General features: G+C 74.5%; 18 protein-coding genes and 1 pseudogene. 17 read left to right on the forward strand and 2 right to left on the reverse strand.

The window, feature by feature from the left end; genetic code table 11:
• From ACZ7GJ_RS01300 to ACZ7GJ_RS01365, 14 genes and pseudogenes are all read left to right on the forward strand, one after another.
• Nucleotides 1–1265: pseudogene (locus tag ACZ7GJ_RS01300) on the forward strand (hypothetical protein); the annotation flags it as partial.
• A gap of 118 nt (nucleotides 1266–1383) precedes the next feature.
• The gene (locus tag ACZ7GJ_RS01305) at nucleotides 1384–2979 is read left to right on the forward strand and encodes a phage tail sheath family protein (RefSeq protein ID WP_470748212.1); all 1596 of its coding nucleotides are present in this window, start codon (nucleotides 1384–1386) and stop codon (nucleotides 2977–2979) included.
• 22 nt (nucleotides 2980–3001) lie between these two features.
• Complete coding sequence (locus tag ACZ7GJ_RS01310; protein WP_365925120.1) at nucleotides 3002–3445, forward strand: phage tail protein; 444 nt, start codon at nucleotides 3002–3004, stop codon at nucleotides 3443–3445.
• A 7-nt stretch (nucleotides 3446–3452) separates the two neighbouring features.
• Entirely contained in the window at nucleotides 3453–3938 is a 486-nt protein-coding gene (locus tag ACZ7GJ_RS01315) for a hypothetical protein (RefSeq protein WP_470748214.1), read from the forward strand.
• Nucleotides 3935–4093, forward strand: coding sequence for a DUF6760 family protein (locus ACZ7GJ_RS01320; protein ID WP_470748216.1), 159 nt, complete (start codon nucleotides 3935–3937; stop codon nucleotides 4091–4093). The genes ACZ7GJ_RS01315 and ACZ7GJ_RS01320 overlap by 4 nt, the downstream gene beginning before the upstream one ends.
• An 80-nt stretch (nucleotides 4094–4173) precedes the next feature.
• On the forward strand, nucleotides 4174–6708 hold the full coding sequence (locus ACZ7GJ_RS01325) for a hypothetical protein (RefSeq protein WP_470748218.1): 2535 nt from the start codon (nucleotides 4174–4176) through the stop codon (nucleotides 6706–6708).
• A 19-nt stretch (nucleotides 6709–6727) separates the two neighbouring features.
• The gene (locus ACZ7GJ_RS01330) at nucleotides 6728–7162 is read left to right on the forward strand and encodes a phage tail protein (protein WP_365925111.1); all 435 of its coding nucleotides are present in this window, start codon (nucleotides 6728–6730) and stop codon (nucleotides 7160–7162) included.
• Between the two features lie 181 nt (nucleotides 7163–7343).
• Nucleotides 7344–8102 carry a CIS tube protein gene (locus ACZ7GJ_RS01335; protein WP_470748220.1) on the forward strand — a complete coding sequence of 253 codons (759 nt, stop codon included), beginning with the start codon at nucleotides 7344–7346 and terminating at the stop codon, nucleotides 8100–8102.
• A gap of 3 nt (nucleotides 8103–8105) precedes the next feature.
• Nucleotides 8106–9959, forward strand: a complete 1854-nt coding sequence (locus ACZ7GJ_RS01340; RefSeq protein WP_470748222.1) for a VgrG-related protein — start codon at nucleotides 8106–8108, stop codon at nucleotides 9957–9959.
• A gap of 49 nt (nucleotides 9960–10008) precedes the next feature.
• The gene (locus tag ACZ7GJ_RS01345) at nucleotides 10009–10290 is read left to right on the forward strand and encodes a PAAR domain-containing protein (protein WP_470748223.1); all 282 of its coding nucleotides are present in this window, start codon (nucleotides 10009–10011) and stop codon (nucleotides 10288–10290) included.
• Between the two features lie 7 nt (nucleotides 10291–10297).
• Nucleotides 10298–10717 (forward strand): GPW/gp25 family protein, encoded by a 420-nt coding sequence (locus tag ACZ7GJ_RS01350; protein ID WP_470748225.1) that lies wholly within the window; start codon nucleotides 10298–10300, stop codon nucleotides 10715–10717.
• Complete coding sequence (locus ACZ7GJ_RS01355) at nucleotides 10717–12672, forward strand: putative baseplate assembly protein (RefSeq protein WP_470748227.1); 1956 nt, start codon at nucleotides 10717–10719, stop codon at nucleotides 12670–12672. The genes ACZ7GJ_RS01350 and ACZ7GJ_RS01355 overlap by 1 nt, the downstream gene beginning before the upstream one ends.
• Nucleotides 12669–13211: a phage tail protein gene (locus ACZ7GJ_RS01360; RefSeq protein WP_470748229.1), complete on the forward strand. Its 543-nt coding sequence runs from the start codon at nucleotides 12669–12671 to the stop codon at nucleotides 13209–13211. Before ACZ7GJ_RS01355 ends, ACZ7GJ_RS01360 begins: the two co-directional genes overlap by 4 nt.
• 72 nt (nucleotides 13212–13283) lie before the next feature.
• Nucleotides 13284–14816, forward strand: a complete 1533-nt coding sequence (locus ACZ7GJ_RS01365; RefSeq protein WP_470748231.1) for an AfsR/SARP family transcriptional regulator — start codon at nucleotides 13284–13286, stop codon at nucleotides 14814–14816.
• Nucleotides 14817–14832: 16 nt separating this feature from the next.
• Here the strand turns inward: ACZ7GJ_RS01365 and ACZ7GJ_RS01370 are convergent, their stop codons facing one another.
• Nucleotides 14833–15696, reverse strand: coding sequence for an NADase-type glycan-binding domain-containing protein (locus ACZ7GJ_RS01370; RefSeq protein ID WP_470748233.1), 864 nt, complete (start codon nucleotides 15694–15696; stop codon nucleotides 14833–14835).
• Between the two features lie 389 nt (nucleotides 15697–16085).
• Nucleotides 16086–17234 (reverse strand): glycerate kinase, encoded by a 1149-nt coding sequence (locus ACZ7GJ_RS01375; RefSeq protein WP_470748234.1) that lies wholly within the window; start codon nucleotides 17232–17234, stop codon nucleotides 16086–16088.
• A 143-nt stretch (nucleotides 17235–17377) separates the two neighbouring features.
• Between ACZ7GJ_RS01375 and ACZ7GJ_RS01380 the strand changes: the two genes are divergently transcribed.
• From ACZ7GJ_RS01380 to ACZ7GJ_RS01390, 3 genes are all read left to right on the forward strand, one after another.
• Complete coding sequence (locus tag ACZ7GJ_RS01380; RefSeq protein ID WP_470748236.1) at nucleotides 17378–19099, forward strand: BCCT family transporter; 1722 nt, start codon at nucleotides 17378–17380, stop codon at nucleotides 19097–19099.
• A gap of 39 nt (nucleotides 19100–19138) precedes the next feature.
• Complete coding sequence (locus tag ACZ7GJ_RS01385) at nucleotides 19139–19639, forward strand: NUDIX domain-containing protein (protein ID WP_470748237.1); 501 nt, start codon at nucleotides 19139–19141, stop codon at nucleotides 19637–19639.
• A 61-nt stretch (nucleotides 19640–19700) separates the two neighbouring features.
• Nucleotides 19701–20129 carry a hypothetical protein gene (locus ACZ7GJ_RS01390; RefSeq protein WP_470748238.1) on the forward strand — a complete coding sequence of 143 codons (429 nt, stop codon included), beginning with the start codon at nucleotides 19701–19703 and terminating at the stop codon, nucleotides 20127–20129.
• The last annotated feature ends 39 nt before the right edge of the window (nucleotides 20130–20168 follow it).

Consider the following 20168-nt stretch of genomic DNA (forward strand, 5'->3'; position numbering starts at 1 on the left):
GTACGGAGGCCGCACCCGTCGGGGCGGAGGTCGCGCCGGTCGGTGCGGAGGTCGCCCCCGTCGGTACGGAGGCCGCACCCGTCGGGGCGGAGGTCGCGCCGGTCGGTGCGGAGGTCGCCCCCGTCGGTACGGAGGCCGCACCCGTCGGGGCGGAGGTCGCGCCGGCCGGTACGGAGGCCGCACCCGTCGGTACGGAGGCCGCACCCGTCGGTACGGAGGTCGCGCCGGTCGGGACGGACGTGGCCCCCCTGGACCCGTCGGCCTCGGTCGACACCGCCGAGGCTCCGGTGACGGAGCCCCCGCGGCCCGAGCTGCGTACGGCCAACACCGAGGCGGCGGAGCGGCGGATCGCCGACACCGAGGCCGCGCTGGCCGGCGCCACGGAGAGGGCCGACGTGGCCCGCGCGAAACTCGCCGAGGCCAGGGCCGACCTGGAGGCGGCCGAGGCGCTCCTCGCCGAGTCGCCGGGCAACCCGGATGCCAGGAAATGGGCCCGCGAGTCCCGGGAGGCCGTGGGCCTGGCGGAGCGGGAGCTGCGACCGCTGGAGACCAACGAGGCGGCGGCCCGGCGGGAAGCGACCGCCGTGGCGGGGTCGGAGGAGCGGATCCGTGCGTACGAGGCCGAGGTGGCGGAGCTCGTCGCCGCGGAGCAGGCGCAACTCTCCCAGGAGCCCACCCTGGAGCAGTACCGCAGGGGCATCCGCAAGAACATGGAGCCGTTGGCCACCTCGCCGGAGGGCAGGGAACTCGCCCGGATCCGCGACGAGTTGAAATTGGCCCGCGCAGCGCTGCAGGACAGCGTGAGCGGTCTCACCGAGAGCCTCAAGGCCCGGGTGGACGCGGCCACCCCCGGCGAAGCCGGCCGGGCTCCCGCGATGGAGAACGCGGCCGCGCTGGGCGGGCCGTTGGAACCCCGGGGCGGCGTGCCGATCGACGTCGAGACCGGTCTGCCGATGACGACCGACAACTGGGCCACCGACCACCTCATGTCGCGCAACGAGATATCGAAGCTGCCCGAGTTCCAGCGGCTCTCCCCGGCGGAGCAGCGCTTCGTCCTGCTGGAGGTGCCGGAGAACTTCCTGCCCCTGACCGCGGAGGCCAACGGCTCCAAGGGCAACCGCTCGGTCGCGGACTGGATCGCCGCCCGCAGGGCCGCGGGTGATCCCCTGCCCGCGGACATCGCGGAGGCGCTGCTCGCTGCCGACGCCCGCGCCCGGGCGAGGATCGCGGAGGCGATCGCCAATCCGCAGGTGCGCCGGCCGTGACGGGCTGCCCGAAGGGGCAGCGCGGGTTTCCCCCGGGTCCGTACGACCGGTCATGACCATGGGGCGGGGCCAAGGGGGAGGGTGGGACCGACCGTCACACCCCAGGGGGAGGACCCGGATGCCGTCGTACCTGTCACCAGGCGTCTACGTCGAAGAGGTCGAGGCGGGCTCGCGCCCGATCGAGGGTGTGGGTACCGCCGTCGCCGCCTTCGTCGGGCTGGCCGCGGACGGGCCGTACAACACGCCGACCCTGGTGACGAATTGGAGCCAGTTCGCCTCCACCTTCGGCGAGTTCATGGACGGGGCGTACCTCGCCCACTCCGTCTACGCGTACTTCCTCAACGGCGGCGGCACCTGCTACGTCGTACGGGTCGGCGGCGATGGCGCCGACGGCCGCGACGGTGAGCAGGCCCGCCCCGCCGCCCCGCCCGCCGCGGCCGCCGGCAAGCGGTCCCGGCCCGGCGCGCTGCCCGCGGGGGCCCGTACCGCGCTCGGCGGCTTTCAGGTGGCCGCGCTGGAGGGCACCGGCGAGGGCATCAGCGTCGAAGTCGCCGACGCCGGCGGCGAGTCCCCGGCCGAGGACGCCTTCACCCTCAACATCAAGCGCGGGGACCGCACCGAGGAGACCTGGGAGGTCTCCAGCAAGCGCAGCAGCCGCAATTACGTCGTCACCGTCGTACGGGACCGCTCCCGGCTGGTCACCGTCGAGGACGCCGGCCCCTCCCAGGTCCTGACCCGGCCGGAGAACCAGACGGTCACGGTCGCCCCGGCGCCCGCGCCCGCGCCCGTCGTCCCCGTGACGCTCACCCCGGCCTCGTACGTGGGCAGTTCGGACGACCGGACCGGCTTCGGCGGGCTGGAGACGGTGGACGAGATCACCATGCTCGCCGTACCGGACGTGATGAGCGCCTACCAGCAGGGCGCGATCGACGCCGAAGGCGTCAAGGCGGTCCAGCTCGCGATGATCGCCCACTGCGAGCTGATGGGGAACCGGGTCGCGATCATCGACCCCCTGCCCGACCTGTCGCCGCAGCGCGTCAAGGACTGGCGGATGACGGGCGCCGGATACGACTCCAAGTACGCGGCCCTGTACTACCCCTGGGTGAAGGTGGCCGACCCGTCGGCGGGCGGCCAGACCCGGTTCATACCGCCGAGCGGCGCCATGGCCGGGGTGTGGGCGCGCAACGACGAGAGCCGGGGCGTGCACAAGGCGCCCGCCAACGAGGTGGTGCGCGGGGCGGTGGACCTGGCCGTCCACCTGACCAAGGGGGAGCAGGACCTGCTCAACCCGATCGGGGTGAACTGCATCCGCTCCTTCGCAGGGCGCGGAATCAGGGTCTGGGGCGCGAGGACCCTGTCCTCCGACCCGTCGTGGCGCTACCTGAACGTGCGCCGGCTCTTCAACTACATCGAGGAGTCCATCCTCATCGGCACGCAGTGGGTGGTCTTCGAGCCCAACGACGACGCGCTGTGGGCGCGCATCAGGCGGACCATCTCGGCGTTCCTGGTCAACGAGTGGCGGCGCGGTGCGCTGTTCGGGCTGACACCCGACGAGGCCTTCTACGTCAAGTGCGACCGCGAGACGAATCCGGCCGAGGGGATCGACGCGGGCCAGGTGGTCTGCGAGATCGGCATCGCCCCGGTGAAGCCCGCCGAGTTCGTGATCTTCCGGCTGGCCCAGTTCTCGGGCGGCACCAGTCTCGTCAACGAATAGCAGCGGCTAGGGAGTCAGCAGCATGGCACTTCCCGACATGGACACCTCGGTCGGCCATTCCTTCGGGCTGGAGATCGACGGGGTCGTCATCAAGCAGATCAACGAAGTGACGGGCCTGAAGATGGAACAGGACGTCATCGAGCTCAAACAGAACACGGCGGACGGCAAGTACGTCATCAAGAAACTGCCGGGCCGGCCGAAGGCGGGCGAGGTCACACTGACCCGCGGTCTGACGGCGGACAACAACTTCGAGAAATGGATCAAGGACGCGCGGTTCGGGAAGATGAGCTCGGCCCGCAAGGGCGGCGCGATCATCGTGTTCGACTACGAGGGCCAGCCGATCAAGCGGTACACCCTGGTCAACGCCTGGCCGAAGAGCCTGGAGATCAGCTCGCTGAAGGCCGGCGACACCAGTGTCCTGACCGAGAAGCTCGTGATCACGTACGAGTCCATGGACGTGGCGTGATCGACTGATGCGACGACAGATGGCGCCGAGCGCGGGAGCGGGCGCGGGCGCGGAGGCTTCCCCGGCGGCGGCCGCCGCCGCCCTGCCGTCGCCGGTGGCCGAAGGGGCCTCCGGCGGGTCGATGCGGACCGAGTTCGCCTTCGAGCTGCCGCGCGGGTACGTGGACGGCGCGGGCCAGGTGCACCGCACGGGCGTGATGAGGCTGGCCACCGCACGGGACGAGCTGGTACCGCTGCGCGACGACCGGGTGCGGGAGAATCCGGCGTACCTGTCGGTGGTGCTGCTGGGGCGGGTGGTCGAGCGGATCGGCTCGGTGACGGATGTGCACGCCGGCGTGATCGAGGACCTGTTCGCCTCCGACCTGGCCTTCCTCCAGGACTTCTACCGCCGGATCAACGCGGAGGGCCACACGCGGGCGCAGGTGACGTGCCCGTCGTGCGAGACGGCGTTCGCCGTCGACCTCGCGGGTGGTGGGCGCCTGGGGGAATCGTGACGTACGCGACGACGGACGAGCTGTACGGCGAAGTCGCGTACATCGCCTACCACTTCCACTGGCCGATGGATTCCATCCTTGACCTGGAGCACGCCGAACGGCGGCGGTACGTGGACCAGATCGCGCGGCTGAACCGGTTGGCCGGGGGGCGGTGAGCCGGGTGTTCGACGCGTTGCGGAGCCGGTTGCGGGGGCGTTCCGCGGAGTCGCCTGCGCCTGCGCCCGCGGTCGAGGCCGTGCCTGAGCGGGTGCCGGAGTGGCCCCGACTGCCGCCGCAGCAGGGAACGTTCGGCGCGCCCGCGCTGCTGACCGACCCGCAGGGTTTCGGCGCCGGGCTGGCGACGTGGCGCGACCCGTCGCTGACGGGTGCGCTGGGCCACGCCGTGACCCCCGAGGCCCCGGGCGGCACGGTGTACGCGGAGCCGGCTCCGGTCCAGCGCTGGGCGCCCCCGGGTGGGACGGTGCACGGGGGGCCGAGCCCGGTCCAGCGCCGGTCGACGCCGGTCGACTCCGGTGCCTCCGCCGCCTCCGCCTCCTCCTCGGGGCTCGCGGGCGCCGCCGCTGAGGCGCCGGCCCCGCCGCCGGAGGTCCCGGGCGGGACGGTGCACGGGGAGCCGACCCCGGTCCAGCGCCGGTCGGCACCGGACGGCTCCGCCGAGGCGCCGGCTCTGCCGTCCGAGGCCCCGTCTGCCGCCCCGCTGCCCGTCGTGGAGGCCCGGCGGGAGGAGGCGCTCACGGTGGCTCCGCCGGTGGACCTCCCCGTACGCCGGCTGCCGGTGCAGCGCCTTGAGGCGCAGCCGCCCGCGCCGCTCGTCGCTGCGGCCGTACCGGATGCCGCTCCGGACCAGCGGCCGTTGGTGGGGGGCGAGCCCGCGCCGCCGGAGCCGTCGCCGGAGCCCTTGCCGTCGCCGTCGCCTGCCACTACGAAGAAGCTGGGCCTGGGGGCCCCGCTCCCGCCCCGGCCGCAGTCCCCGGCGCCGCCCGCCCCTGTCGCGCCGGAACCGCCCCCGCCCACCCGCCGCCTCGGCCTGGGCGCCCCGCTGCCCGCGCGGCCGCCGGTCCAGCGCGTCGCCGGCCCGCTCCCGCCCGAGCCCGCGGCACCCGCGCCGCGCGCCGTGGTCGATCCGCCGCCCGGGCCGCCCGTCGTGCCGGACCCGCCGGTACGTCCCGTGGGCCCGGCGGGGGAGCTGCCCGTCGTACCGTCGGCTCCGCCCGTGCAGCGGGCCGCGGTCGAGCCGCCTGTCGTGCCGGTGCGGCCTGCGGTCCCGCCCGTGCAGCCGGCCGCGGTCGAGCCGCCTGTGCGGCCTGCGGCCCCGCCCGGGGACCTCCCCGTGGTCGCGCCGGGCCGCCGCGCCGCGCCGGAGGTTCCGGCGCGGCCGTCGGTTCCGCCCGTGCAGCGTGCCGCGGTCCCGCTGGGGGAGTTGCCCGTGGTGCCGGTTGCCGGGTGGGCCGAGCCGGAGGTTCCGGTGCGGCCGTCGGTTCCGCCCGTGCAGCGGGCTGCGGTCGAGCCGCCTGTGCGGCCTGCGGTCCCGCCCGGAGATCTTCCTGTGGTCGCGCCGAGCCACCGCGCCGAGCCGGGCGTTCCGGTGCGGCCGTCATTCGACCCGCCGGTCGAGCTGCCCGTACGGCCCGCGGTTCCGCCCGGGGATCTTCCTGTGGTCGCGCCGAGCCACCGCGCCGAGCCAGGCGTTCCGGTGCAGCCGTCGGTTCCGCCCGTGCAGGTGGCTGCGGTCGACCCGGGGGACCCGCCTGCGCGGCCTGCGGTCCCGCTGGGGGAGTTGCCCGTCGTGCCGGTGGCCGGTCGGGCCGAGCCTTCGGTTCCGGTGCGGCCTGAGATCCCGCTCGTGCAGCGGGCCGTAGTCGAGCCGCCGGTGCGGCCCGCGGTCCCGCCCGGGGAACTCCCCGTCGTCGTGCCGGGACACCGTCCCGAGCTGGTCGTCTCGCCCGAGCCCGCGGCACCCGGACAGCGTGCCGCGCCTGAGCCGCCACTCGGGCCGCCTGTCGTGCCGGACCCGCCCGCGCGGCCCGTTGGTCCGGCGGGGGAGTTGCCCGTCGTGCCGTCGGCTGTGCCCGTGCAGCGGGCCGTGGGCGAGCCACCGCTCGGGCCGTCCGCCGTACCGATCGAGCCCGTGCAGCGGGCGGCCGGCGGGAGTGTCGCGCGGCTGGTCGGGGAGCGTGGGCTGGAGCTGCGCTCCGCGGCAGCTCCTGACCTCCGGGTCCCGGAGCAGGGTCCTCCGGCGGCCGCCGCCGCGGTACCGCTGGTCTGGACACGGGCCACCGCCCCACCGGAGGTCCCGGTGCAGCGAGCCGCGCGGAGCGACGCAGCGGCGGTCCCCGTGGCGTGGCTCCCCGCGCCCGCGCCCGCTCCGGCTCCGGCCCGACAGGCACCCGGCGCGGACTCCGGCGCCGCCCCCGGCCCGGGCCCGGCCCCGGTGTCGTGGACGGCGGCGGCCCCCGTCGCGCCGGTGCAGCGGTCGGTACCCGAGGCCGCAGAGCCCACGGCGGGCACCGCAGGTGCCCCGGCGCCGGTAGCGCTCCAGCGCGAGGCCGCGCCCGGGCCGCCGGCCGACCCCGAGGCGCGGAGCCCCGTACCGCAACAGGCGGCTCCGGGACCCGTACCGGCCCCGGGACCCGCCCCGGGACCCGTACCGGCCAAGGAACCCACCGACGAGCTCATCCGCCGCCTCATCGGCCCCCTGAGCCGCCTCCTGCGCGCCGAGCTCCGGCTCGACCGCGAGCGGGCCGGCGTACGGCTCGACCAGCGCCACTGAAGGAGAACAGGACCCCGCCATGGCCCAGCAACAGGACCCCGCCGTCAGCGTGTGCTTCATGGTCGAGATCGACAACATCAGCCTCGGCGCGTTCAACAGCTGCGACGGCCTCGGCTGCGAGGTCGTCATGGAACAGCGCGAGGAGGGCGGCAACAACGGCTACGTCTGGCAGCTCCCCACCCGTATCAAGTACTCCAACATCAAGCTCTCCCGGCCGGTGACGCGCGACACCGAGCAGGTCACCAGATGGCTCGCGGGCATGCTGGGCGGAATCCCCCGCAAGACCGCCCACATCACCGCCATGACCGTCGACGGCACCATCGTCGCCCGCTGGAGCCTGATGGACGTCGTGCCCGTGCGCTGGAGCGGGCCCTCGCTCAGCCCCGAGACCCCCAAGGTCGCCACCGAGACGCTGGAGATCGCCCACCATGGCTTCCTCAACGCGGGCCGCTAGTGCCGTGGCCGGAAAGGTCCGCCGGGGCGCGGTGTCCGGTGCGGTGCATCGCAAGGCGCAGGGCCGCGGGCCGTACTGGACGTACTTCCGTGGTCCGACAACGCGGCGAGGTGCCGTGCCGGGCGCCGCGACCCGGTGGACCTTGCCGGTCACGGCACTAGGGAGAGGGAGGGGACCGGACATGTCACTGCACCAGCCCATCGCCTTCATCGCCTCCGCGGGCGGCTCCGCCTCGGGAGACGCCGGCCCCCGCCCCAAGCTGGAGCGCGCCTGGCTGGAGCTGCGCGAGCCGCCCGCCGACGGCGGGGCCGGGCCGGCCGGCGCGCGGATGGGGAGGATCGACTTCCAGTTCAACCCCAAGGAGCTGACGCTCGCCAAGACCGCCGAATGGGAACGCAAGCCCTCCAAGGGCGCGGTGACGGCGGGTCCCGCCGAGTTCAAGGGGCCCGGCGCCGCCAAGCTGAACCTGGAGATGTTCTTCGACGCCACCGCCGACCAGGACGGCCGGGTCGTGGCGGCCGTCGAGAAGCTGCTCGCCTGCTGCGTGGCCACCCCGGAAACGCAGCAGCAGAACCAGGGCGTCCCGCCCTGGGTGATCCTGCGCTGGGGCGGGCTCACCGGCTTCGTCGGCTACATCAGCCAGGTCCAGGCGAAGTACACGCTGTTCACCCCCGGCGGGATACCGATCCGCGCCGTCTGCCAGGTGACGCTGGAGGAGCTCAGCGGGCCCATGCCGGGCCAGAACCCGACCTCCGGCGCCCTCGCCGCGCGCCGCGTGCACCGGGTGGTGACGGGGGACACGCTGGCGCTGCTCGCATGGCGCGAGTACGGGGACGCGACCGCCTGGCGGCACATCGCCGAGGCGAACGGCATCGACGATCCGATGCGGCTCGCCCCCGGGACCGAGCTGTTGCTGCCGGGATCCGAGGAGTTGGGCTGAACCATGGCCGGAGAGAGCTTCGTCAACACCCTCGCCGTGGAGGTCGCCGGGCAGCCGCTGCCCGATCCGGTCGCCCAGACGCTGGTGTCCGCCTACGTGGACGACAGCACCCAGCTGCCCGACCTCTTCGTGCTGCGCTTCCGCGATCCGCACCACCTCACCCTGAGCTCGGCCGGGTTCACCCTCGGCACCCCGGTCAAGCTGTTCGCGCGCGCCGCGGACGACCCGCAGCGCCAGCTGCTGGTGTCGGGGGAGGTCACCGCGGTGGAGGTCGACCTCGACGCCACCGGCACCTTCACCGTCGTACGGGGCCTGGACCACGCCCACCGCTTCTTCCGAGGGCGCCGGGTCGCCGGCTACCGCCAGATGACCGCCTCCGACGTGGCCGTCCAGGTCGCGCGGCGGGCCGGGCTGCCCGTCGGCACGGTCGACGCGACCACGACCGTGTACGAGCACCTCGCCCAGCCCGGGGTCACCGACTGGGAGTTCCTGCACCGGCTGGCCGACCTCGCCGGGGCCGAAGTCGGCGTGCTGGAGGGGAAGTTCTTCTTCCGGGTGCCGGCGAAGGCCGGGCCCGCCCCCGCCACGTCCACCTCGCCGCAGGCGAGCCCGTACGTCCTGGAGTTCGGCCGCAACCTGCTGCGCTGCCACGCCTCGGTGACCGCCGCCGACCAGGTCCAGCAGGTGGAGGTCCGCGGATGGGACGTCCAGGCCAAGGCCGCGGTCGTCGGCCGGGCGCCGGCCGGGCGGAGCGAGCGGCTGGAGCTGGGCATGACCCCGCAGCAGGCCGCCGACGCCTTCGGCGGCGCGGTGTTCCTGGCCACCGACACCCCGTACCGCACCCAGGCCGAGGCCGACCAGGCGGCGAAGTCCCTGGCCGCGGACCTGGCCGGGTCCTTCGCGGAACTCGACGCCGTCGCGATGGGCATGCCGAGGCTGCGCGCCGGCACCGCCGTCACCCTCGGCAATGTCGGGGCCCCGTTCGAGGGCAAGTACACGATCTCCACGAGCCGGCACGTGTTCGACCCGGAGACCGGGTACCAGACCTGGCTCACGGTCGGCGGCCGCTCCGACCGCTCCCTCTACGGTCTGGCCTCCGGCGGGGCCGGGCCGGGCGACCGAGGCCGGGTCGGAGGGCTGGTCAACGCCACCGTGACCGACACCAGGGACCCCGAGGACCGGGGCCGGGTGAAACTGGCCTTCCCCTGGCTGGACGGCGAGTACGTGAGCGACTGGGCCCGCACCGCGGACCTCGGCGGCAAGGGCGGCGGCGGGATCTTCGGCCCCGAGGTGGGGGACGAGGTGCTCGTCGGCTTCGAGCACGGGCGGGTGGACCACCCGTACGTGATCGGCGGCCTCTACAACGGCCAGGACAAGCCCTCGGACCACGACGCGCCGCTCGTCGACTCCACCAGCGGTGCCATCAACCGGCGTTCGCTGGTGACCCGTTCGGGAAACCGGCTGGAGCTGCTGGACTGCGCGCGCGGGCCCAAGGGCGTCCGGCTGGCCACGGGCGACGGCAAGTTGACCCTCCACCTGGACCAACAGGCCACCTCCGTCACCGTGCACAGCGACGGCACGGTCGAGATCGAGGCCAAGGACAAGGTGACGGTGAAGGCCGAACAGGGCATCGCGATGGACGCGGGCAGCGGAAAGCTCGAACTCAAGGGGCAGTCCGTGCAGATCACCGCGCAGACCGGGGCCGAGGTCGACGCCGGCGCGGGCGCGCTGAAGCTCCAGACGAACGGCCAGGTGGACGTCAAGGGCACCACCGTCGCGGTGAACGGCCAGGCCAGCACCGAACTCAAGGGCGGGGCCAGCCTGTCGATCAGCGCAGCACTCGTCCGCATCAACTGACCCGTACCAACCAACGGCATCACCCGAGGAGAACGAGGAGAACAGCGACATGCCGCCAGCCGCACGCGTCGGGGACCCCACCGGACACCCCGGGGTCATCGGACCGCCCGGAGTGCCCACCGTGCTCATCGGCGGCATGCCCGCGGCCGTCGTGTCCACCCCGCACATCTGCTCCTTCCCGCCCCCGGCCGTCCACCCGCCCTCGGCCATCGCCCCGCCCGGCTGCCCGACCGTGCTCATCGGCGGCCTGCCCGCGGCCCGGATGGGCGACATGTCCGCCTGCGGCGCGCCCATCGTCATGGGCGCGCCGACCGTCCTGATCGGCGGGTGAACCGGCCGTGGGGGAGCAGTTCATCGGCGCCGGCTGGGCCTTCCCGCTCCGTACGGACGCCACCGGGGCCATCGCGCTGGTGCGCCGGGAGCAGGAGATCGAGGAGAGCATGCGCCTGATCCTCGGCACCGCCCCCGGGGAGCGGCCCATGCGCCCGCAGTTCGGCTGCGCGATCCACGACCACGTCTTCTCCCCGGCCGACGCGGCCACCGCGGCCCAGATCGGCTACGAGGTGCGGATGTCGCTGGAACGCTGGGAACCCAGGATCCGGCTCGTCGACGTGGTCGTCAGTTTCGACGCGGTCGAGGCCGGCACCTTGTACATCGACATCCGCTACGCCCCGCGCGGCTCCAACACCCCGCGCAACCTGGTGTTCCCGTTCTACGTCATTCCCTCCCACGACACCCCTGAGGGGAGCGGCGGCTGATGGCGCTGCCCCGGCCCAACCTCGACGACCGGCGCTTCCAGGACCTCGTGGACGAGGCCAAGCGGATGGTCCAGCAGCGCTGCCCGCAGTGGAGCGACCACAACGTCTCCGACCCGGGCGTCACCCTCATCGAGGCGTTCGCCCATATGACCGACCAGCTCATCTACCGGCTCAACAGGGTTCCCGACAAGAACCACGTGGCCTTCCTCGACCTGATCGGCCTCACCCTCAACCCGCCCGCGGCGGCCCGTACGGACGTCACCTTCTGGCTGTCCGCGCCCCAGCCCGAGACCGTGCTCATCCGCGAGGGCACCGAGGTCGCCACCACCCGTACCGAGACCGACGAGGCGGTGGTCTTCTCGACCGTGCAGGAACTGGCCGTCGTACCGGTGGAGTTGACCGTTCTGGCCACCGGTACGACCGCACCCGGCGCGGTCCCCGCCGACCGCGGGCCCGAACTCGCGACCGGGCGCGGCGTGCCCTGCTTCTCCGCCGTGCCGAGCCCCGGGGACGCCCTGTTCTTCGGGCTCTCACAGGCGGCGCCGTCCTGCGTGGTGGCCCTGCGCCTGGACTTCCCCGTCGCCGGCCACGGCATCGACCCCGAACACCCCCCGCTGGCCTGGGAGGCCTGGACCGGCGAGGGCTGGACCCGCTGCGAGGTCGACCGGGACGGCACCGGCGGCTTCAACCGGCCCGGCGACGTGCTCATCCAGCTGCCCGCCGGCCACCTCGCCTCCGCCGAGGCCCGGCAGCGCGCGGGCTGGCTGCGCTGCGTCGTCGTCCCCCCGGCGGAGGGGCGCACGGCGTACTCGGCCGCCCCCACCCTGCTGTCGGCCGAGGCGTTCACCATCGGCGGCACCGCCCCGGCCGTGAACGCGGAACGGGTCGACGGCCAACTGCTCGGCATCTGCGAGGGGTTGCCCGGCCAGACCTTCACCCTCGACCGCGCCCCGGTCGTCGCCGGCGGGCCGCCGTTCACCGTGGAGACCCGCACCGCCGCCGACGGGTGGGTGACCTGGACCGAGGTACGCCACTTCGGCGAATCGGGCCCCGAGGACCTGCACATCGGCATCGACCGGGCCACCGGCGAGATCACCTTCGGCCCCGCCGTACGCGAGGCCGACGGCTCCCTGCGCCAGTACGGGGCGGTCCCCGCCAAAGGCGTCCCCGTACGGGCCCGCCCGTACCTCGCGGGCGGCGGCCGGCGCGGCAACGTGGCCCGCCGCACCCTCGGCGTACTGCGCAGCTCCATCCCGTACATCGCCCGGGTGGAGAACCGCCGCGCGGCCGGCGGCGGCGTCGACGGCGAGGACGTGGCCAACGCCCGGCTGCGCGGCGCGATGGAACTGCGGACCCGCGAGCGGGCCGTCACCGCCGAGGACTACGAGTACCTGACCCGGCAGTTCGCTCCCGAAGTGGCCCGCGTCCGCTGCGTCGAGGCCCCCGAGGAGGGTCCCGGCGGGGTCCGGGTGCTCCTCGTGCCGGCCGCCGAGGACGACGGCGAAGGGCGCCTGGACTTCGCCCGGATGGCCTGCCCGCCCGCCCTGCTGGAGTCCGTCGCCGCCCACCTCCACGCCCGCCGCATGCTGGGCACCCGGCTCGTCGTCGAACCGCCGTACTACCAGGGCATCACCGTCGTCGCCGCCCTGCGCGCAGCGGACGGCATCCCGCCCGCCCGGGTGCAGCGGGCCGCGCTCGCCGCCCTGTACCGGCAGCTGAACCCGCTCACCGGCGGGCCCGACGGGGACGGCTGGCCGTTCGGGAGGGCGGTGCACACCGGCGCCGTCTGGGCCGTCCTGGAACAGGTGCCGGGCGTGGAGTCGGTGGAGAGCGTACGGCTGTTCCCCGCCGACCTGGAGACCCGGCGGCGCGGTGAGCCGGCCGACCGGATCGTGCTGCGCCCCGGCTCGCTGGCCTTCAGCTTCGACCACCAGGTACGGGTGGACCCGCGGTGAGCCGGCGCCTGGTCCCCGGCCTGCCCTCGCGCCACCCGCTGGGCGCAGGGCTGCCCGCCGTCTACGCCGAGGACGACCTCGCCCAGCGGATCACCGAGAGCCTCGACGAGGTACTGGCGCCCGTGCTGGCCGTCCTCGACAGCCTGCCCGCCTACTTCGACCCGCGCCTGGCCCCCGCCGACTTCGCGGCGCTCCTCGCGGCCTGGGTGGGCGCGGACGGCGAGGTCCGCGGAGCGGTGGCCGCGCACGCGCTGCGCGGCACCCGGGCCGGTCTCGCCGAGCAGGTGCGCCAGGCCTTCGGGACGACCCCGGAGATCGAGGAGAGCGGCGCCACCGTGTGGTCCGCCACCCCCGACACCCCGCTGCCGGGATCCGGACAGCCGCATCTGCTCGTACGGCTGCGGGTGCCCGACCCGGCGGCCGTGGACACCGCGGCGCTGACCGCGTTCGTCGCCCGCAGCCGGCCGGTGCACCTGCCCTTCCGGGTCGAGGTGCTCGCGCTGGGGGCGCGCGCGGGGCAGGAGCCCCCGATTGGGTAATGGGTTACTCATGCTGTGCGGAGGGTGAGAGTCCATCCTTGACCTGCCCATGAGCGGGGAAGGGGGCCGGACATGCCTGTCCGCACGTCGATTCCACTCCTGTCGAACGGCAGTCCGGGCGCCCTGGCGCTCGTGGTCGCGCCCGCCGGCTACGGCAAGACCACCCTGCTGGCCGGGGCCGCCGAGGCCTTCCCGGGGCGGGTCGTGCGCTGGCGGCCCTGCCGCGACACGCAGGACGCCTCCGCCCTGCTGGCCCGGCTGGCCGCGGTGTCCGCGCCGGTACCGATGAGGACACCGCCGACGGTGGAGTCCGTACTGCTCGACATCGAGGGCGGCCCCGACCCGGTCCTGCTGCTCGTCGACGACGTGCACCTGGTGCACGGCAACCCCGCCGAGGCCGTCCTGGAGGAGCTGGCGCGGCTGGCCCCGCCCGGCCGGCTCCGGGTCGTCCTGGCCGGCCGCCGGATGCCCGCCGTGAACCTCACCCGGCTGGAACTGGCCGACACCCTCGTCCTCACCGCGCGCGAACTGAGCCTCGGCGAGGCCGAGATCACCGCCGCCTTCCCCGACGCCGCCCCCGAGCTGGTCCGGCTCAGCCGCGGCTGGCCGGCCGTCATCCGCCTCGGACGGGCCGCCGCGGCCGTCGGCCGCGATCCGCTGGACACGGCCGCGCTGCGCACCTACCTGGACCGGGAGGTGCTCGGTACGTTCCCCGAGCGGGCCGTACGGGCCCTGCGGCGCGGCACCGAGGAACCGCCCGAACTGGCCGAGGAGTACGGCGCGGCCCACTGCCTGCCCCTGCTGCGGACGTACCTCGCCCGCCGCTGCCCGGGCGCCGCCCGCCGCCCCGCGCCGCCGCCCCGCCCCTGCCCCGCCGACCCCGAACGACGGCTCGCGCTGCGCTGCTTCCGGCGCTTCGAAGCCACCCTGGACGACCGGCCGCTGGACTGGGGCGCGACCCGGCCGCGGGTACGGGCGCTGGCGCGGCTGCTCGCCGTACACGCGGGCCGTCCCGTGCACCGGGAGCAGCTGATGGCCGCCCTGTGGCCGGAGAGCCCCGCCCGCACGGCCGGACACGGACTGCAGACGGCCGTGTCGACGCTGCGCACGCTCCTGGAACCGGGCCGCCACCGGGGCGGGGCCCAGGTGCTGGTCCGCTCCGGCGAGGCGTACATGCTCAACCTCGTCCCCGGCGGCAGCTGCGACGTCCAGCGCTTCGAGGCCGCCACCGCGCAGGGCCTGGCCGAGGCCGCCCGGGGCAACGCCGACCGCGCCGTCGAGGCCCTGGGCCGGGCGCTGCGCCTCTACACCGGCGAGCTGCTTCCGGAGGACGGCCCGGCGGAGTGGGTGGTGCCGCTGCGGGAGCGCTGCCGGGGCCAGGCGGTGCGGGCCGCGCACACCCTGGCCGAGGTGGAGCTGACCCGCGGCCGCCCGGAGCCCGCAGTGGCCGCGGCCACGCACGCCCTGTCGCTGGACCCCTTCCAGGACGGGGTGTGGCGGTTGCTGGTCGAGGCCCACCACCGGGCCGGCGCCCCGGCAGCCGCCCGCCAGGCCGAGCGGCGCCACGCCCAGATGGTGTCCGTGCTGCTGCACGGAGGCTCGTAAGGGCGCGTGCACGGCACTATCGCCGCTTGAAGAACTCCACCTCGCCGAGGGCGACGTGCCGGTCGCCTTCCGCGCCGTAGGCGCCCTGCACGGTGATCCGGATCCGCACCACGTCGCTGACGGCGAAGTGGAAGCGCTGCTCCCCGGGCACGTCGGCGATGCGGACGGTCTTGGTGCTGGTACGGCCGTCCTTCGCGGTGGCGGTGAGCAACAGGGAGCTCGGCCGGCCCTCCCGGAGGTACTTCTCCGCGACCGATGAGGCCCCCGGGCGCACCACGAGGTCCAGGAGCCGCACCGGGCCCGCGAAGGTCGCCTCCAGGAACTCCCCCTGACCGGGCCCGGACGGGGCCGGTGCCCAGTACCGGTCGGTGGTGCCGTCCACCGCCAGGGCGGGCTCGTGCCCGGCGGCGGCACTGGACGCGGTCACCTGGACGGCATGCGTCTGCTCGGGCTTGGACGCGCGGTCCCGTACGGCTTCCACGCCGCGCAGGGCTTCGGCACGCAAGAGGTACCCGGCCCCGGCCAGGGCCACCAGCACGAAGACCGGCAGCACGAACCGCGGCATCCGCCACTGCCTGCGCGGCGGCCGCTCACCGGCGGCGTGCGTGCGGCGGGTGAACGGGCGGCGGGTGAACAGGCGCCGCCACCAGGGGGCGCGGGGGACGACGGGCGCGTCCGCGAGGGAGGACCCGCAGCGGCGGCAGAACCTGCGGGTGGGCACGTTGCCCGCACCGCACTGCCCGCAGATGAGCTCCCCGGGCTGCGGCGGGGCCTCCTCGGCCTCGGGGCGCCGGCGCGGGGGCCCGGCGACCGGCGCGGCGCCGGCGGCGGGCGGCTGTACGGCCCGCGCGCCCGGCGCGTCGGGCGGCCGGTTCGGCATGGGCGGCACGGCGGGCCCCGGACCCGGCCCCGAACGCGGGACGGGGGAGGCGGGCGAAGCAGGCGCGGCAGAAGTGGCCGGAGGGCCGGAAGGTCCCCGCGGGGGATGGGCCGGCGGGGAGACCCCGGTCGCCGGACGGGGGGCCGCCGGGGCCCCCGTCGCGTCACCGGCCCACTCCAGGAAGGCCCCGCAGCTCCCGCAGAACCGCTCCCCGGGCTCGCAGCGGGTGCCGCACACCGTGCAGTTGGTCACCCGGCCATGCTCGCCACCGCCCGGGCCCGGTCCAACCCCCGCCGGGGCACCCGCCCGGCACCCCGCGCCTGCCCTTTCGGGCAAGCGGAAGGCCCGGAACCCCGGGCGGGGGTTCCGGGCCTCGCGGACCGTACGGATCAGAGCACGTCGGCGGCGATGTTCGCCGCGACCTGCTCCAGCAGGGGACCGGCGTTGGCGATGCACTTCGCCGTGTCCGGCTCGATCTCCGTCAGCGGGTACGCCCGGCGGATCCCGGCGGCCTGGAGGGCCTCCTGGGTCAGCAGCAGGCGGCCGCAGACCGCGACGACCTCCTTGCCCGCCGCACGGGCCGCTGCCGCGACACCGGCCGGGGCCTTGCCGTGCAGGGTCTGCTCGTCCAGAGAGCCCTCACCGGTGATGACCAGCGTGGCCCGCTCCAGCGCCGGGGCGAAGCCCAGCACCTCCAGCATCAGCTCGATGCCGGGTCGGAACGTCGCGCCGAGGAGCAGCGCCCCGTACCCGATGCCGCCCGCGCCGCCGGCGCCCGGCGCCAGCGCGCACTCGGCAGCCTTCGCGCCGATCGACTTCTCCAGCACCACCGCGAAGTGCGCGAGCGCCGCGTCCAGCGCCGCCACGTCCTCGGGCGACGCCCCCTTCTGCGGGCCGTAGACCGCCGGAGCGCCCTTCGGACCCGTCAGCGGGTTGTCCACGTCGCTCGCGAGGACGAGGTCGACCTCGGCGAAGCGGGGGTCGATGCCGGACAGGTCGGCCGAGGCCAGACCGGCCAGGGCGCCGCCGCCCGGACCGACCGGTTCACCGTTCGCATCCAGGAACACCGCACCCAGCGCGGCCAGCATGCCCGCGCCGCCGTCGGTGGTGGCGCTGCCGCCCACACCGAAGACGATCGAGCGGGCACCCGCGTCCAGGGCGGCCTTCAGCAGCTCGCCCGAGCCGTAGGTGGTCGCCGTCAGCGGGGCGAAGACACCCGCCGGCAGCAGCTGCAGCCCGGAGGCCTCCGCCATCTCGACCACCGCGGTGCCCTCGCGCAGGGCGAAGGCCGCCGTGACCTGCTCACCGAGGGGTCCGGTGACCCGTACCTCCCGGCGTTCGAACCCGGCCGCCACGGCGGCCGCGACCGTACCGTCGCCGCCGTCCGCGACGGGGAGGGTCTCGACCTCCACGCCCGGTACGGCCCTGCGAAGGCCGGCCGTCACCCGCTCAGCGACCTGAACGGCCGTGAGCGAGCCCTTGAATTTGTCCGCGGCGATGAGCACGCGCGCGGTCTCAGTTACTGCTCCGTCCGTCACCTTGCTAATCCCTTGCTTTCGAACAGTGCAGTCGCGCCACCATGAGCCTATCCGGAGGATCCTCCTATGCCCATGGGTGGCCTGGGTCACGTCCGGCGCGCCATGCCCGTAAATGCGGATATATGCATGCATAGTGTGGCCGCATGGGCACGGATTCACTGGAACAGGCACGTCCGGATTCCCCGGGAGGGGGACCCGAAGGAGTGGCCGAGGGCACTCCCGACCGCGCCGTCGTCGTCATCGGAGTGATCGCCGTGCTGGCCGTCGTCGCCTGGGCGGCCCTCGCCAAGGGCTCCTTCGACACGGCGTCGAGCACCGCCCTGGCCTGGGTGCTCGACAACTTCGCCTGGCTGTTCGTGATCGCCGCCGACGTCTTCCTCGTCATGTGCGTCGTGCTCGCGATCAGCCGCTTCGGCCGCATCCGGCTCGGCGCGGACGACTCGGAACCGGAGTTCACCAACCTCGCGTGGATCGCGATGATGTTCAGCGCGGGCATGGGCATCGGCCTGATGTTCTTCGGCGTGGGCGAGCCCCTCACCCACTACCTGAACCCGCCCCCGGCCTCCGGGGCGGCGCCCGGCACCGGGGACGCCGCGCGCGCCGCCATGGACTACTCCTTCTTCCACTGGACCCTCACCCCTTGGGCGATCTACGGCATCGCAGGCCTGGCCCTCGCCTACGCGACCTTCCGCAAGGGCCGCGGCAACCGCCTCAGCTCCGCCTTCGTCCCGCTGATGGGCGAGGAGCGGGCCAACGGCTGGCCGGGCAAGGCCATCGACCTGCTCGCCGTCTTCGCGACCGTCTTCGGCACGGCCACCAGCCTCGGGCTCGGCGCGCTCCAGGTCTCCAAGGGGCTGAACATCACCACCGGCATCGAGGACTCCACCACCGTCGAGCTGATCATCATCGCCTCGCTGTCGGCGGCCTTCGTGCTCTCCGCCTTCTCCGGCCTGCACAAGGGCGTCAAATGGCTGAGCACGATCAACATCGTGCTCGCCGCCGTCCTGATGCTCTTCGTCTTCGTACTCGGCCCGACCGTCTACGTCCTCGACGTGATCCCGGCGAGCGTCGGCAGCTACCTGCACGACCTGCTCCCGATGGCGACCCGCACCGGGGCCTTCACCGACAGCAAGTGGCTCGGCGCGTGGACGATCTTCTACTGGGCCTGGTGGCTGTCCTGGGCGCCGTTCGTCGGCACCTTCATCGCCCGCATCTCGCACGGCCGCACCATCCGCGAGTTCCTGATCGGAGTCCTGCTGGTGCCCAGCGGCGCCACCGTCATCTGGTTCTGCGTGATGGGCGGCACCGCCATCCGCCTCGACTCCACCGGCGCCGTCGACTTCGCGGCCAAGATCAAGGACGGCACCGAGGCCTCCCTCTTCGCGATGCTGGACGCGCTGCCGCTGGGCACGGTCACCTCCTGGGTGGCCATGGCCCTGGTCATGACGTACTTCGTCACCAGCGCCGACTCGGCCTCCCTCGTCATGGGCTCGCTCACCAGCCGCGGCTCGCTGCACCCGCCGACCTGGCTCGTCGTCACCTGGGGCGTGCTGATGGCCGCCGTCGCCGCGGTCCTGCTCGTCGCGGGCGGCCTGAAGTCCCTCCAGACCGCCACCATCCTGGTCGCGCTGCCCTTCGTGATCGTCATGCTGCTGCTCTGCTGGGCCTTGGTGAGGGAACTGCGCGAGGACCCCGGCGCCGGCCCCGCCCGCCACCACGCCCTGCACGGGCTGCGGGACGCCGTCAGGGCGATGGTCGGCGACGCCATCACCGAACAGGGACCGGCACGCCACCCCCGGCTGCGCAGGGTCGCCGAGTCCAAGGGCCGCGACCGCGAGGACGGCGGCGGGACGCCGCAGACGTAGCCCGTCCCGGCCACCCCGCCACCTGGGTAGGGTGGCCGCGTGACCACCACGGATGACTACGCCACCTACATCGCGAGCCTGCCCCGGGTGCTGGCCGGCGCCGCCGCCCTCTACCGGGACGCCGAGGGCCGGGTCCTGCTCGTCGAGCCCAACTACCGCGAGGGCTGGGCCCTGCCGGGCGGCACCATCGAGTCGGACGAGGGCGAGTCCCCGCGCACGGCGGCCCGCCGCGAGAGCGCCGAGGAGATCGGCGTGGACGTCCCGCTCGGCCGGCTGCTCGCCGTGGACTGGACGCTGGGCGCAGGCCGGCCCCCGCTGGTCGCGTACCTCTACGACGGCGGCGTGCTCGACGCGGTCCAGCTCGCCGGCATCAAGCTCCAGGAAGAGGAGCTGATCTCGTGGCGGCTGGTCGACCCGGCCGAGCTCACCGCGTACCTCCCCGGCTCGCTCGGCCTGCGCACGGCGGAGGCGTACCGGGTCCTGCTGTCCGGCGAGGGCACGGCGGAACTGGAGAACGGCCGCCGCCCGGACGGACGCTAAGACCCCGTCAGGACCCGAAGGGTTATCCGGCGCCTACATCGAGCAGGACAGAATTCACCAGATGATCACGATGTACGCCTGGCCCAGCACCGCCGACGGGCCCGACGCCCTCCCGATGGTCCACTTCACCACCGAACAGCAGGCCGGCGGCGAGGTGACCCCCGAGGGGGTCCCGGTCTGGCTGTTCGACGCCGCGATACGCGACGGCGGCTGGGCCCAGTTCACCGACTTCGAGGGCTGGTCCGTGCCCGCGGCCGGCTGGCAGGCCTTCTACCGCCGCGAGGACGACCTCCTCGCCGTCACCGGGCCCGGTTCCTGCGAAGGCTGGTACCAGGGCAACCTCGGCGCCGACGGCGACTGGGTGGCGGCGGCCGCGACCCAGCAGAGCGTGGTCCTGCTCGCCGCCCCCGTCCAGCACCCTTCCCTGTTCGGCTACGCGGTGGAGGCCGGCGCCGGCTTCGCCCTGCTGGTGCCGCTGCTCGTGGTCTGACCGAAGTGCGGCCCGCCGCCGCGGGTGCTGCAATCAGTG

The sequence above is a fragment of the Streptomyces sp. NPDC037242 genome, assembly GCF_055604165.1.

What these genes read in the sequence shown, in the direction of transcription:
- ACZ7GJ_RS01305 (WP_470748212.1), top strand. Translation starts at nt 1,384, where the DNA reads ATGCCGTCGTACCTGTCACCAGGCGTCTACGTCGAAGAGGTCGAGGCG.
- ACZ7GJ_RS01310 (WP_365925120.1), top strand. Translation starts at nt 3,002, where the DNA reads ATGGCACTTCCCGACATGGACACCTCGGTCGGCCATTCCTTCGGGCTG.
- ACZ7GJ_RS01315 (WP_470748214.1), top strand. Translation starts at nt 3,453, where the DNA reads ATGCGACGACAGATGGCGCCGAGCGCGGGAGCGGGCGCGGGCGCGGAG.
- ACZ7GJ_RS01330 (WP_365925111.1), top strand. Translation starts at nt 6,728, where the DNA reads ATGGCCCAGCAACAGGACCCCGCCGTCAGCGTGTGCTTCATGGTCGAG.
- ACZ7GJ_RS01335 (WP_470748220.1), top strand. Translation starts at nt 7,344, where the DNA reads ATGTCACTGCACCAGCCCATCGCCTTCATCGCCTCCGCGGGCGGCTCC.
- ACZ7GJ_RS01340 (WP_470748222.1), top strand. Translation starts at nt 8,106, where the DNA reads ATGGCCGGAGAGAGCTTCGTCAACACCCTCGCCGTGGAGGTCGCCGGG.
- ACZ7GJ_RS01345 (WP_470748223.1), top strand. Translation starts at nt 10,009, where the DNA reads ATGCCGCCAGCCGCACGCGTCGGGGACCCCACCGGACACCCCGGGGTC.
- ACZ7GJ_RS01355 (WP_470748227.1), top strand. Translation starts at nt 10,717, where the DNA reads ATGGCGCTGCCCCGGCCCAACCTCGACGACCGGCGCTTCCAGGACCTC.
- ACZ7GJ_RS01365 (WP_470748231.1), top strand. Translation starts at nt 13,284, where the DNA reads ATGCCTGTCCGCACGTCGATTCCACTCCTGTCGAACGGCAGTCCGGGC.
- ACZ7GJ_RS01370 (WP_470748233.1), bottom strand. Translation starts at nt 15,696, where the DNA reads ATGCCGAACCGGCCGCCCGACGCGCCGGGCGCGCGGGCCGTACAGCCG.
- ACZ7GJ_RS01380 (WP_470748236.1), top strand. Translation starts at nt 17,378, where the DNA reads ATGGGCACGGATTCACTGGAACAGGCACGTCCGGATTCCCCGGGAGGG.
- ACZ7GJ_RS01390 (WP_470748238.1), top strand. Translation starts at nt 19,701, where the DNA reads ATGATCACGATGTACGCCTGGCCCAGCACCGCCGACGGGCCCGACGCC.